The 13570-nt window shown below is 68.2% G+C and carries 14 protein-coding genes; 12 read left to right on the forward strand and 2 right to left on the reverse strand.

The genetic code is table 11. The features are described 5' to 3' along the window. The first annotated feature begins 187 nt into the window (after positions 1-187). Positions 188-469, forward strand: coding sequence for a WhiB family transcriptional regulator (locus AU194_RS02320; protein ID WP_197417494.1), 282 nt, complete (start codon positions 188-190; stop codon positions 467-469). Between the two features lie 30 nt (positions 470-499). On the opposite strand, the gene AU194_RS02325 is transcribed toward AU194_RS02320, so the two are convergent. Next, on the reverse strand, positions 500-925 hold the full coding sequence (locus AU194_RS02325; protein WP_059087684.1) for a metallopeptidase family protein: 426 nt from the start codon (positions 923-925) through the stop codon (positions 500-502). A gap of 133 nt (positions 926-1058) precedes the next feature. Between AU194_RS02325 and AU194_RS02330 the strand changes: the two genes are divergently transcribed. The 4 genes from AU194_RS02330 to manA all read left to right on the forward strand — a co-directional run bounded on the left by AU194_RS02330 (position 1059) and on the right by manA (position 5293). Beyond that, complete coding sequence (locus AU194_RS02330) at positions 1059-1481, forward strand: DUF3499 domain-containing protein (protein WP_059087610.1); 423 nt, start codon at positions 1059-1061, stop codon at positions 1479-1481. A gap of 95 nt (positions 1482-1576) precedes the next feature. Beyond that, the gene (locus tag AU194_RS02335) at positions 1577-2974 is read left to right on the forward strand and encodes a phosphomannomutase/phosphoglucomutase (protein WP_059087611.1); all 1398 of its coding nucleotides are present in this window, start codon (positions 1577-1579) and stop codon (positions 2972-2974) included. Beyond that, complete coding sequence (locus tag AU194_RS02340; protein WP_059087612.1) at positions 2971-4059, forward strand: hypothetical protein; 1089 nt, start codon at positions 2971-2973, stop codon at positions 4057-4059. The genes AU194_RS02335 and AU194_RS02340 overlap by 4 nt, the downstream gene beginning before the upstream one ends. A 4-nt stretch (positions 4060-4063) precedes the next feature. Continuing rightward, positions 4064-5293 carry a mannose-6-phosphate isomerase, class I gene (manA, locus tag AU194_RS02345; RefSeq protein ID WP_059087613.1) on the forward strand — a complete coding sequence of 410 codons (1230 nt, stop codon included), beginning with the start codon at positions 4064-4066 and terminating at the stop codon, positions 5291-5293. On the opposite strand, the gene AU194_RS02350 is transcribed toward manA, so the two are convergent. Then, on the reverse strand, positions 5294-6676 hold the full coding sequence (locus tag AU194_RS02350; protein ID WP_059087614.1) for an NAD(P)/FAD-dependent oxidoreductase: 1383 nt from the start codon (positions 6674-6676) through the stop codon (positions 5294-5296). A 76-nt stretch (positions 6677-6752) separates the two neighbouring features. On the opposite strand from AU194_RS02350, the gene AU194_RS02355 reads away from it, so the two are divergent. From AU194_RS02355 to AU194_RS02385, 7 genes are all read left to right on the forward strand, one after another. Next, positions 6753-8225: an amino acid permease gene (locus AU194_RS02355; RefSeq protein WP_059087615.1), complete on the forward strand. Its 1473-nt coding sequence runs from the start codon at positions 6753-6755 to the stop codon at positions 8223-8225. Positions 8226-8376: 151 nt separating this feature from the next. After that, positions 8377-9531: an alkane 1-monooxygenase gene (locus AU194_RS02360; RefSeq protein ID WP_231743134.1), complete on the forward strand. Its 1155-nt coding sequence runs from the start codon at positions 8377-8379 to the stop codon at positions 9529-9531. Beyond that, positions 9528-9689: a rubredoxin gene (locus AU194_RS02365; protein WP_059087617.1), complete on the forward strand. Its 162-nt coding sequence runs from the start codon at positions 9528-9530 to the stop codon at positions 9687-9689. Before AU194_RS02360 ends, AU194_RS02365 begins: the two co-directional genes overlap by 4 nt. 87 nt (positions 9690-9776) lie before the next feature. Further along, positions 9777-9956 carry a rubredoxin gene (locus AU194_RS02370; RefSeq protein ID WP_011768120.1) on the forward strand — a complete coding sequence of 60 codons (180 nt, stop codon included), beginning with the start codon at positions 9777-9779 and terminating at the stop codon, positions 9954-9956. Then, complete coding sequence (locus tag AU194_RS02375; RefSeq protein WP_059087618.1) at positions 9953-10621, forward strand: TetR family transcriptional regulator; 669 nt, start codon at positions 9953-9955, stop codon at positions 10619-10621. The genes AU194_RS02370 and AU194_RS02375 overlap by 4 nt, the downstream gene beginning before the upstream one ends. Before the next feature lie 48 nt (positions 10622-10669). Continuing rightward, positions 10670-12142, forward strand: coding sequence for an adenosylhomocysteinase (ahcY, locus tag AU194_RS02380; RefSeq protein ID WP_059087619.1), 1473 nt, complete (start codon positions 10670-10672; stop codon positions 12140-12142). Between the two features lie 96 nt (positions 12143-12238). Beyond that, positions 12239-13546, forward strand: a complete 1308-nt coding sequence (locus AU194_RS02385; protein WP_059087685.1) for a lipase family protein — start codon at positions 12239-12241, stop codon at positions 13544-13546. Positions 13547-13570 lie beyond the last annotated feature (24 nt).

Below are 13570 nucleotides of genomic sequence, written 5' to 3' on the forward strand. Positions count from 1 at the left end.
TTGTTCGAATTGGATGGCCGTACAGCACCGAGTGGGGCCACGTGGATCTACGACACCGAGTGAGGAGGGGCGGGAAATGTCTTTTGAGCGAAGCGAATTCGATCGCGTGGTCCGGTTCGACAGCCGGCTACTCGGCTCCGTCGGCGGGGCGCCACACACCGACACCGGGGCCGCGTCTATGGCGGCCATGGGTCGGCCCCAGCTGAGCCTGGTCCCGGAACGCGTCATCGACGCCGAACCGGAGGAAGCCGACGATCTCTGGCAGGAACGCGCGCTGTGCGCGCAGACCGACCCCGAGGCGTTCTTCCCCGAGAAGGGTGGTTCGACCCGCGAGGCCAAGCGGATCTGCATGGGCTGCGAGGTGCGGGACGAATGCCTCGACTACGCGCTGGCCCATGACGAGCGCTTCGGCATCTGGGGTGGGCTCTCCGAGCGTGAGCGCCGTCGCCTCAAGCGCGGGATCATCTGACCCGACCGACCCCTCCTGCGGGGGCCGTGCTCAGTCTTCGTCGTCGATGGTGGGGTCGATGACGGACGGTTCGACTCCCAGATATGTGGCCACCTGAGCCACCAGCACCTCATGTAACAGATCGGCGAGTTCGTCGGAGTCCTTGGCCCGGCGCTCGATCGGCTTCCTGAACAACACAATTCGCGCCCGCGTGGAGTTACCGCGGACATCGACGCCTGCCGGTATCAAGCGGGCCAGCGCCACCGGCCCGTCGGCCACCACCTCGGGGGGCCACTGCACACTCTCCGGATCCTTCGGCGCCATGCGCGGGATCTCGTCGACCGCGACGTCCAATCCGGACACCCGGTCCTGCCACCGCCGCTCGATCGGCTCGTAGGCTTCCAGCACCGCCATGTCGAACCGCTCGGCGCGGCTGCGCCACCCCGGCACCGTCGGTGGAAGGAGCGGACCCCGCATTCCGCGACCGCGGCGGGATCTCCAGCGGTTGCGCTCGGCCACGGTCACCGATCGTAACGGTTGGCTATCGGGCAGTCCGACACTGCGCGTGTCCGGTACCACGTGACGTTTGTCCCGCGATAGCCTTCCGTTCGTGAATGTTCCCCGTCGCTGCTGCAGGCCCGGGTGCCCCCACTATGCGGTGGCGACGTTGACGTTCGTCTACTCCGACTCCACCGCTGTCGTCGGCCCGTTGGCCACCGTGTCCGAACCGCACTCGTGGGATCTGTGCGTGGGGCACGCGGGCCGCATCACCGCGCCGCGCGGTTGGGAGTTGGTCCGCCACGCCGGACCGCTGCCCGCCCACTCCGATGACGACGACCTGGTGGCGCTCGCCGATGCGGTCCGGGAAGGCCGTGAGTCGACCGCGTCCGCGAACGGCGGTGTGGTCGCCGGATTCTCCGATCCCACCGGCGGGGCCCAGAGCGGAGCGTTGCTGGCGCCGCCCGTGCGACGCCCCGAGCCGACCGGCCGCAGGCGCGGCCATCTGCGCGTCCTGCCCGACCCCGCCGACTGACGGGCGCCGACGCCCCATGGTCCCGGAACAGGGACGGCAGCGAGTGTCCCGGTGCGGATAGGCTGACGGAAACGTCCCCGTCTCCAAGGAGTTGTATGTCTCGGCCGGCTGCCACGGTGCATCGCGTCATCAAGGCTTATGACGTGCGTGGCCTGGTCGGCGAGGAACTCGACGAGGCATTCGTCGCCGACGTGGGCGGTGCCTTCGCCCGCCTGGTCGCCGACGGTGCGAGCCAGGTCGTCATCGGCCACGACATGCGGGCGAGTTCCCCCGCTCTCGCCGAAGCCTTCGCCGAGGGCGTGCTCGCACAAGGGCTCGACGTCGTCCGCATCGGCCTGGCATCGACCGATCAGCTCTACTTCGCCTCCGGGTTGCTGGACTGTCCCGGCGCGATGTTCACCGCGAGCCACAACCCGGCCGCCTACAACGGCATCAAACTCTGCCGCGCCGGCGCCAAACCGGTCGGCCGCGACACCGGGCTGGCGCAGATCGCCGAACAGGTCATCGCGGGCGTGCCCACCCACGACGGGCCGCGCGGCACCGCGTCGGACCGTGACGTCCTCGGCGACTACGGCGACTTCCTGCGTTCGCTGGTGCCGATCTCCGGACGCCGCCCGCTGCGCGTCGCCGTGGACGCGGGCAACGGGATGGCCGGGCACACCACCCCCGCGGTACTCGGTCCCATCGCGGCGATCACGCTGCTGCCGTTGTTCTTCGAACTCGACGGCACCTTCCCCAATCACGAGGCGAATCCGCTCGACGCCGCCAACCTGGTCGATCTGCAGTCCTACGTGCTGGAGACCGGTGCGGACATCGGCCTGGCCTTCGACGGGGACGCCGATCGCTGCTTCGTCGTCGACGAGAAGGGGCAGGCGGTGTCGCCGTCGGCGGTCACCGCACTGGTGGCCGGCCGCGAACTCGGCCGCGAGATCGGCGCCACGGTCATCCACAACCTCATCACCTCGCGGGCGGTGCCCGAACTCGTCGCGGAGCGCGGCGGCACGGCGGTGCGCTCCCGCGTCGGCCACTCCTACATCAAGGCGCTCATGGCCGAGACCGGGGCGATCTTCGGTGGGGAACACTCCGCGCACTATTACTTCCGCGATTTCTGGGGCGCCGATTCCGGGATGCTCGCCGCACTGCACGTGCTGGCGGCGCTCGGCGAGCAGGACCGCCCGCTGTCGGATTTCATGAGCGACTACCAGCGCTACGAGGCCTCCGGCGAGATCAACTTCACCGTCGCCGACGCGCCCGCGTGCGTGGAGGCCGTGCTCAAGGCGTTCGGCACCCGCATCAACGCCATCGACCACCTCGACGGGGTGACGGTCGACCTGGGCGAGGGCCGGTGGTTCAACCTGCGCACCTCCAACACCGAACCGCTGCTGCGACTCAACGTCGAGGCCCGCACGGCCGAGGAGGTCGCCGAGGTGGTCGGCCTGGTCTCGCAGACCGTGCAGGCCGAGATCTCCGCTCGAGGTGGGACATCGACGTGACGTCCGGCCCCGGATCGTCCGCCGCCGTGGTGGACCTCGACGACGGTGAGGGCCTGTTGGCCGCTGACCGCGAGGGGCTGCTGCGGGCGGCGGCGATGGCGGGTGCCCAGGTGCGGGCGACCGCGGCCGCGCTCGACGAGGGTCTGCTCGAACCGTTGCGGTCCGGGCAGCCGCCGCGCACGGTGATCTGGCTGGCTGGCCGTGGCGCCGCGGAGACCGCAGGCGCCATGCTGGCCGCGGCCTTCGGCTCGGCGGTCGCCGCGCCGATCGTGACGATGGCCGAGGCGCCGTCGTGGATCGGTGCGCTCGACGTGCTCGTGGTCGCCGGTGACGATCCGGGCGACCCGGCACTCGTGTCGGCGGCGGCCACCGGTGTGCGCCGCGGGGCCCGCGTCGTGGTGGCCGCCCCCTACGAGGGGCCGCTGCGCGACGCGACGGCGGGGCGCGCGGTGGTACTGGCGCCGCGGCTGTGGGTGCCCGACGACTTCGGCCTGTCCCGTTACCTCGCGGTGGGGCTGGCGGTGCTGCAGGTCGTCGACAGCGGGCTGCGGGTCGACCTGGCCGGGCTCGCCGACGAACTCGACGCCGAGGCGCTGCGCAACAGCGCGGGCCGGGACATGTTCACCAACCCGGCCAAGGCACTGGCCGAACGCTTCTCGGGGCGGGACGTCGTCCTCGCAGGCGACGACGCGGCGATGCTCGCGCTGGCCCGCCACGGTGCGGCCGTGCTGCTGCGGGTGGCGCAGGAGACGGTGGCCGCCGTCGGTCTCGGCGATGTGCTGGTCGCGCTGCGCGCCGGATTCGGCGCGGCGGGCGCGAACCGGGAGGCGTCGCTGTTCTACGACGAGGAACTCGACGGACCGCTGCCGCGGCGGAAGCGCACGTTCGTGCTGACCGCCGATGCGCAGCGGCCATTGGTGACCGCACGGGTCAGCGGTTACGAGGACATCGACGTGGTCAACGCCGAGGACGTACCCGACGGACCGGAGATCCCGGCCGGCGGCAGGGGGATGGAACAACAATTGGCGAAACTGGCGGTGCGGTTGGAGATGACGGCGGTCTACCTGCGACTGGTTCGGGGCTGAGCGGGTGCATCTGCTGAGGGGAGCGGTGCGGACCTATGCCTGGGGTTCGCGGACCGCGATTGCGGAGTTCACCGGAAGGCCAAGTCCGACAGCGCATCCGGAGGCCGAACTGTGGTTCGGCGCGCATCCGGGCGATCCGGCGTACCTGCAGGCCGACGGCGGTGAGGTGTCACTGCTCGAGGCGCTGCAGGCCGACCCCGAGGGTCAGCTCGGCGCCACGGTCGTCGGCCGATTCGGCGAGACCCTGCCGTTCCTGGTGAAGGTGCTCGCCGCCGACGAACCGCTGTCGCTGCAGGCGCATCCGAGCGCCCAGCAGGCCGCGGAGGGCTTCGACCGCGAGGAACGCCTCGGCATTCCCGTGTCGGCGCCGATGCGCAACTACCGCGACCGCAGCCACAAACCCGAACTGCTGGTGGCGCTCGACCGGTTCGAGGCGCTCGCCGGGTTCCGCCCCGTCGCGCGGACCGTGGAGTTGATGCGCGCGCTCGGTGTCGGTGAACTCGACCCGTTCGTCAACCTGCTGCACGGCCAATCCGAACCCGACGGGTTGCGCGCGTTGTTCACCACCTGGATCACGGCGCCGCAGCCGATGCTCGACACGTTGGTGCCCGCTGTGCTCGACGGGGCGATCGACTACATCCGTGGCGGGCAGACCGAATTCGCCACCGAGGTCAAGACAGTGCTGGAACTGGGTGAGCGGTATCCCGGCGATGCGGGTGTGCTGGCCGCGATGCTGCTCAACCGCATCACGCTCGAGGCGGGGGAGGGCATCTACCTGCCTGCCGGGAATCTGCACGCCTACCTGCACGGGGTGGGTGTGGAGGTGATGGCCAACTCCGACAACGTGTTACGCGGCGGGTTGACGCCCAAACACGTCGACGTGCCGGAGCTGCTGCGGGTGCTCGACTTCACGCCGACCCCCGACCTCGTTTTGCGTCCTCAGGTCGCCGGCGACGGGGTCGAGCTCGAATACTCGACGCCCGCACCGGAATTCGCGGTGTCGGTGCTGCGGCTCGACGGCGACGACATCGGGCACGAGGTCGACGCGCCGTCGCGTCACGACGGACCGCAGGTGCTGGTGTGCACCGAGGGCGGTGTCGAGGTGCACGGTAAGGGGGACGGCACCCTGAGCCTGCAGCGGGGTACGGCCGCCTGGGTGACCGCCGACGAGGATCCGATCCGGTTGGTGGCGCAGCAGCCGACGACGCTGTTCCGCGTCACCGTCGGGATCTGATCAGCGGCTCGGCGCGAATTCCAGGGTCCGGCGTTTCGACGGCAGCCGTTCGGCCAACCACATTCTCATGTTGTGGCCGACGGTGCGGCCCACCAGACGCGGTGACGGCACCATGTAGAGGCTGTCGAGCAGGCTGAACCGGCGCAGGAACCACTCGGCCAGCACGGGATCGGTTTCCGCCGCGCCGAGGAACTGGTCGAACAGGCTGCCCACCGGCCCGTACCACTTCGGCATCGGCCCGCTCGCGCGGTGCAGCGTCAGGTCGCCGATCGCGTTCATCTGCCACACCGGGAACGTCGTCTTGGCGGTCGCCCTGCAGAATGTGCGCACCAGATCCGGCTGCCGGTGCTGCAGCGCGCGGCGCAGGTGACCGGCCTGCAACGACGTCATCGTCATCCCCTGACCGAACGTCGGGTTGAAGCTCACCACCGCATCCCCGAACGGCAGGATGCCCGCCGGGAGCCGTCGCAGCTTGTCGTAGCGGCGCCAGCGGCTGGTCGGGTACTTGTGAAAAGCCATGTCGCCCAATGGCGTTCCCGAGCGCACCGCGGCGGCGACGTGCGCCGGTGCCATGGCGTCGACCAGGTCGCAGATCTCGGCGAAGTTCTGCGGGGGAGTCGCCTTGCCGACGCCGAACGTGGTGATGTTCCAGTTGCCGTCCTCGTAGAACAGCATGCCCAGACCCAGCGGATGGTCGGCCGACGCGCCGGCCACCACCACCTTCTCGGCCAGCAGGCCGTCGGGGATGTGCACCTGCTGGGTGGCGTACGAGATCCCGACCTCGACAGTGTCCTCGTGCGGCCGTTCGAAGCCCCACTGCGTCAGCCACACCGGCAGCCGGGTGCCGCGCCCCGTCGCGTCCACGACGAGGTCGGCGGGCACCGTGTCGTATCCGTCGTCGGCGTCGAGCAGTACTCCGGTGACGCGGCCGGCGGCCGGATCGAAGAGCGGTTCGTGCACCGACCGTTTCTCCACCGTCACGTTGGGGATCGCCGTGGTGCGCCTGCGGATCTGCCATTCCAGTTGCGGGCGGCTGGGCACATACGCGGTGAACTCCTCGCGCAACGTGTGGTGGGTGCCCAGCACGTGGCCGGCCGCCCCGAAATGGATGCAGTCGGGCCGGTTCTCCAACATCGGCACGCCCTGGGCCACCATGTCGTCGAGCAGCCCGGGATAGAGGTTCTCGAACTCCTGGGCGCCGCGCGCCATGAGCAGGTGGACGTGCCTGCCCTGCGGGACGGCGGCCCGATTCCGGGGACCCGCGGGCAGCTCGTCGCGTTCGTAAACGGTCACGTGATCGGAGAAGTCGGACAGCACCCGGGCTGCACACATCCCCGCGATGCTGCCCCCGATGACGACCGTGTGTTTAATTCTCCGCCCCATCGGTGCACAGTACTCGGTACGTTCACGACATCCAGGCCCCGAATCGCACCCGAACTTCTTTCGAAAGGGAAACGTCATGGCCGGCAATTGGCGCACGAAGACGGTCGAGCAGTCGATCGCCGACACCGACGAACCCGGAACCCGCCTGCGCAAGGACTTGAGCTGGTGGGACCTCACCGTCTTCGGGGTGTCGGTGGTGATCGGCGCCGGCATCTTCACCATCACGGCGTCGACGGCGGGGAACCTGACCGGCCCGGCCATCTCGATCTCGTTCATCCTCGCCGCGATCGCATGCGGCCTCGCGGCGCTGTGCTACGCGGAATTCGCCTCGACGGTGCCGGTCGCGGGCAGTGCGTACACGTTCTCGTATGCGACCTTCGGCGAGTTCATGGCCTGGATCATCGGCTGGGATCTGATCCTGGAGTTCGCGGTTGCCGCGGCCGTGGTGGCGAAGGGGTGGTCGAGCTACCTGGGCACCGTGTTCGGGTTCGGCGGGGGTGTCGCGAACTTCGGCGGCTTCGAAGTGGACTGGGGGGCGCTGGTCATCATCGCCTTCGTCACCCTGTTGCTGGCAAGGGGGACGAAACTGTCCGCGTCGGTGAGCCTGGTCATCACCGTCATCAAGGTCGCCGTCGTGCTGCTGGTCGTCATCGTCGGGTCGTTCTTCATCAAGGCCGCCAACTACACCCCGTTCATCCCGCCCGCGGAATCCGGTGAGGGCGGTTCGGGCACCGAACAGTCCCTGTTCTCGCTCATCACGGGCGCCGAGGGCAGCCACTACGGCTGGTACGGCCTGCTCGCGGGCGCGTCGATCGTGTTCTTCGCGTTCATCGGGTTCGACATCGTCGCCACCACCGCGGAGGAGACCAAGAACCCGCAGCGCGACGTGCCGCGCGGCATCCTCGCGTCGCTCGCGATCGTCACCGTCCTCTACGTGGCCGTCGCGGTGGTGCTGTCGGGCATGGTGTCCTACACCGAACTGCGCGATGCCGGCAGCGGGGCCAACCTCGCGACGGCGTTCGAGGCCAACGGCGTGAACTGGGCGGCGACCGTCATCTCCATCGGCGCACTGGCCGGGCTCACCACCGTGGTGATCGTGCTGATGCTGGGCCAGACCCGCGTGCTGTTCGCGATGTCGCGCGACGGTCTGATGCCGCGCCAGCTGGCCCGCACCGGTGAACACGGCACCCCGGTGCGGATCACCGTGATCGTCGGCGTGGTCGTGGCGATCGCGGCGACGGTGTTCCCGATCGGCAAGCTCGAGGAGATGGTCAACATCGGGACGCTGTTCGCGTTCGTGCTGGTCTCGGCCGGGGTGATCGTGCTGCGGCGCACCAGGCCGGACCTCGAGCGCGGCTTCAAGGCGCCGCTGGTGCCGATCCTGCCGATCGCCGCGATCATCGCCTGCGTGTGGCTGATGCTGAACCTGACCGGTCTGACCTGGATCCGGTTCCTCATCTGGATGGCGATCGGTATCGGCGTCTACTTCCTCTACGGGCGGCGCCACTCGGTCATGGCCCAGCGCGAGCGCGAGGCCGTCACCGAGTAAGCGATTTTACAAAACGATGTTTTGTGTCTAGACGAACGACAAAGTCACCTCTATAGTCAAGTCATCGCACGATGGCTTGACTAGGAGGTGTGTGGTGACCGCAGAACCGCAACTCGTCGAATGGCGCGACCGCAAGCGCTACCTGTGGCTGATGGGACTGATCGCCCCGACGGCGCTGTTCGTGATGCTGCCGGTGGTGTGGGCGCTCAACCAGCAGGGCTGGCATGGCGCGGCGGCAGTGCCGTTCTGGATCGGGCCGATCCTGCTGTACGGCCTGTTGCCTGCGCTGGACCTGCGCTTCGGACCGGACGGGCAGAACCCGCCCGACGAGGTGATGGAGCGGTTGGAGAACGACAAGTACTACCGCTACTGCACCTACGCCTACATCCCGTTCCAGTACGCCAGCGTCATCCTCGGCGCCTACCTGTTCACCGCGTCGGACCTGAGCTGGCTCGGCTTCGACGGCGGACTCGGCTGGCCCGCGAAGATCGGACTCGCCCTGTCGGTGGGTCTGCTCGGCGGCGTGGGGATCAACACCGCGCACGAACTCGGGCACAAGAAGGACTCGCTGGAACGCTGGCTGAGCAAGATCACGCTCGCGCAGACCTGCTACGGACACTTCTACATCGAGCACAACCGCGGCCACCACGTCCGCGTCGCCACCCCCGAGGACCCCGCGTCCGCACGCTTCGGTGAGACGTTCTGGGAATTCCTGCCGCGCAGCGTGTGGGGTTCGCTCAAGTCGGCGTGGGAGCTGGAGGCCAAACGCCTGGACCGCGCCGGCAAGAGTAAATGGCACTGGTCCAACGACGTGCTCAACGCCTGGGCAATGTCGGTGGTGTTCTACGGCGCGCTGGTCGCGGTGTTCGGCTGGGCGCTGCTCCCGTACATCGTCATCTCGGCGGTCTTCGGCTTCACGCTGCTCGAGACCGTCAACTACCTCGAGCACTACGGTCTGCTGCGCCAGAAACTCGAGAGCGGCCGCTACGAGCGCTGCGCGCCGGTGCACAGCTGGAACTCCGACCACATCGTGACCAACCTGTTCCTCTACCACTTGCAGCGGCACAGCGACCACCACGCCAACCCGACGCGTCGCTACCAGACGCTGCGCAGCATGGAGGGCGCCCCGAACCTGCCGAGCGGGTACGCGTCGATGATCGCGCTGACGTACTTCCCGCCGCTGTGGCGCAAGGTGATGGACCACCGCGTGCTCGCGCACTACGGCGGCGACATCACCCGCGTCAACATCCACCCGCGGATGCGTGAGGCGGTGCTTGCCCGCTACAGCACGAACGTGCCCGCATGAGCGCGCACCGCTGCCCCGGTTGCGGCTACGTCTACGACGAGGCCAAAGGCGAACCGCGCGAGGGTCTCCCGGCAGGCACCGCATGGGCCGACGTGCCCGACGACTGGTTCTGCCCGGACTGCGCGGTACGCGAGAAACCCGATTTCGAACCCGTCTGACCATCGTTGACTCTGCGTTCACGGCGTGCCCCACTCGCACATTCGGACCGTGAGCGCAGGGTCAACGACCCCCAGGAGAGGAAGACCATGGATTACAAACTGTTCGTCTGCGTGCAGTGCGGCTTCGAGTACGACGAGGCCAAGGGCTGGCCGGAGGACGGCATCGCACCGGGCACCCGCTGGGACGACATCCCCGACGACTGGAGCTGCCCGGACTGCGGCGCGGCCAAGTCGGATTTCGAGATGGTGGAGGTCGCCCGAGGATGACCTATAGGGTCGCGCGTGTGGTTTCCCGCGCACGCGTGCCCTACGCCGAGGCGTCGCGCGTCCTGCTGCGCGACTCCATCCTGGACGGGATGCGCGAGTTGCTGCGCAGCCGCGACTGGTCGGCGATCACGCTGACCGACGTCGCGAAGGCGGCAGGCATCAGCAGGCAGACCATCTACAACGAATTCGGCTCCCGGCAGGGTCTCGCCCAGGGCTACGCGCTGCGCCTGGCCGATCGCCTCGTCGACGCGGTGGACGAGGCGATCGAGGGCAACATCGGCGAGGTGTACGCCGCGTTCCTCGAGGGCTTCCGCGCGTTCTTCACCGAATCGGCCGCCGACCCGCTGGTGATCTCGTTGCTGTCGGGGGACACCAAACCGGACCTGCTGCAGATCATCACCACCGACAGCGGTCCGATCATCACCCGCTGCTCGGAGCGGTTGACCGCCACCTTCCAACACAGCTGGGTTAAAGCCAGCGACGAGGACGCCGGGATCCTGGCGCGGGCGATCGTGCGCCTGGCGATGAGCTACGTCTCGATGCCCCCGGAAGCCGACCACGATGTGGCCGGTGACCTGGCCCGTCTGATGACACCGTTCGCGGAGCGCTACGGTGTTATCGAACAGGATCCGCGGCCGGCGAAGACGCAGAGCCCCGATCGGTGAATGATTTCAGCTGACCACACGCGCGCACGAGAAGCGAGAAGGAAGTACATGACCACGACTGAGCAGCGACTGACGGTCGACAGCCGCAACGGCATCGATTACAAGGTGGCCGACCTGTCCCTGGCCGAATTCGGCCGCAAGGAGATCCGCCTGGCCGAGCACGAGATGCCGGGCCTGATGGCACTGCGTCGTGAGTACCACGACGTGCAGCCGCTCAAGGGCGCCCGCATCTCCGGTTCGCTGCACATGACCGTGCAGACCGCGGTGCTCATCGAGACCCTGACGGCCCTCGGCGCCGAGGTGCGCTGGGCGAGCTGCAACATCTTCTCCACCCAGGACCATGCGGCCGCCGCGATCGTCGTCGGCCCGCACGGCACCCCGGAGGAGCCCAAGGGCACCCCGGTCTTCGCCTGGAAGGGCGAGACGCTGGAGGAGTACTGGTGGGCCGCCGAGCAGATGCTGACCTGGCCGGGTGAGCCCGCCAACATGATCCTCGACGACGGTGGCGACGCCACGATGCTCGTGCTGCGCGGCGCGCAGTTCGAGAAGGCCGGCGTGGTCCCGCCCGCCGAGGACGACGACTCCGCCGAGTACCGGGTCTTCCTCAACCTGCTCCGTGAGCGGTTCGAGACCGACAAGACCAAGTGGACGAAGATCGCCGAGTCGGTCCAGGGCGTCACCGAGGAGACCACCACCGGCGTGCTGCGCCTGTACCAGTTCGAGGCCGCCGGCGAGCTGCCGTTCCCGGCGATCAACGTCAACGACTCGGTCACCAAGAGCAAGTTCGACAACAAGTACGGCACCCGCCACTCGCTGGTCGACGGCATCAACCGTGGCACCGACGCCCTCATCGGCGGCAAGAAGGTGCTGATCTGTGGGTACGGCGACGTCGGCAAGGGCTGCGCCGAGTCGCTGGCCGGCCAGGGCGCCCGCGTCCAGGTCACCGAGATCGACCCGATCAACGCGCTGCAGGCGCTGATGGACGGCTACGACGTCGTCACCGTCGAGCAGGCGATCAGCGATGCCGACATCGTCATCACGTCGACCGGCAACAAGGACATCATCACCCTCGATCACATGAAGGCGATGAAGGATCATGCGATCCTGGGCAACATCGGCCACTTCGACAACGAGATCGACATGGCCGCCCTGGAACGCTCCGGTGCCACCCGGATCAACATCAAGCCGCAGGTTGACGAGTGGACCTTCGGGGACTCGGGCAAGGCGATCATCGTGCTGTCCGAGGGCCGGCTGCTCAACCTGGGCAACGCGACCGGTCACCCGTCGTTCGTGATGAGCAACAGCTTCTCGAACCAGGTGATCGCGCAGATCGAGCTGTGGACCAAGAACGACGAGTACGACAACGCGGTGTATCGGCTCGCCAAGCATCTCGACGAGAAGGTGGCGCGCATCCACGTCGAGGCGCTCGGCGGCACGCTGACCAAGCTCACCAAGGAGCAGGCGGAGTACATCAACGTCGACGTCGAAGGCCCCTACAAGCCGGAGCACTACCGGTACTAGAACACGCTGCGCCGAACGTGCGCTCACCGCGGGAATTCTCGAAAACTCCCGCAGTGGGCGCACGTTCGTCGTTAGGGTCGGTTCGTGGGGTGGGGGATCCGGAATGTCTGCATCGTGCTGTGCCTGCTCGCCGCCGCGGTGGGAACCGCAGGCCCCGCCGCCGCCGATGATCCGACGATCGACGACCACCACCCGTACTTCAACGAGGACGAGTACCAGGCGTTCTACACCCCGCCCGACCCGTTGCCGCCGGGGGCGCCCGGCGATCTGATCCGCACCGAACCGTCGCGCCTGGTGCTCGAGCCGTCTGGCGCGCTCGGCATGATCGTGGCGGACGGTACGCGAATCATGTACCGCAGCAACGACGCTCGCGGCAATCCGGTGGCTGTCACCGGAATCTACTTCGAACCGCACAACCCGTGGCCGCATCCAGGGCCGCGCCCGTTGATCGTGTACGGGCCGGGCACACAGGGCCAAGGCGACCAGTGCGCGCCGTCGCGACAGTTCAATCAGGGCATCCACTGGTCGCCGTATCTGGACATCGCGTTCAACTACGAGGAGATGTTCGTCGCCACGATGGTCGCGCGCGGTTTCGCGATCGTCATGACCGATTACGAGGGTCTCGGCACCCCGGGTCTGCACACCTACGTCAGCCGGGTCTCGCAGGGCCACGCCATGCTCGACGCCGCGCGGGCGGCCAAGCGGCTGCCCGACACGTCGCTGGAAGCCGATGGGCCCGTGGCGTTCTGGGGTTACTCGCAGGGTGGGGGAGCGGCGGCGTCTGCGGCGGAGATGGCGCAGGATTACGCACCGGAACTGCGGACCGTCGGCACGTACGCGGGCGCACCGCCGGCCGATCTGAAGGCGCTGTTCCCGTTCGCCGACGGCAGCGCGCTGGTGGGGGCGGTGGGTTATGCGCTGAACGGGATCATCGCGGCCTACCCCGAGCACGAGGCGGCGATCCGGGCGACGTTGACCCCGCGTGGGACCGACCTTCTCTTCAAGGTGCAGGATCAGTGCGTCGGCGAGACGCTCACGAAATTCATGTTCCGCCACCTGCAGCCGTACTTCAATCAGGACATCTTCACGGTCGTCGAGCAGGAACCGTTCGCATCGCTGTTCGAAGAGCAGAGGCTGGGCCGCACGAAACCGAACGCGCCGGTGCTGATCAACGCCAACCGGTTCGACCCCTTGGTGCCGTGGGCCGCGGCCATGCAGATGGGCCGCGACTGGTGTGCGCAGGGTGCCGACGTCGAGGCGCGCACCAACGAGCAACCACCGTTCCTGAACAAGGCGATGGTCAACCACGGGCTGCCGATGCTCGTCGACGGGGAGCCGGCCATGCAGTGGATCGCCGACCGGTTCAAGGGCGTGCCGACGGCCCCGAACTGTGGACGGTTCTGACTCGGGTCTTACATGACGGTGACC

The sequence above is a fragment of the Mycobacterium sp. GA-2829 genome (assembly GCF_001499965.1).
Lineage (GTDB): Bacteria > Actinomycetota > Actinomycetes > Mycobacteriales > Mycobacteriaceae > Mycobacterium.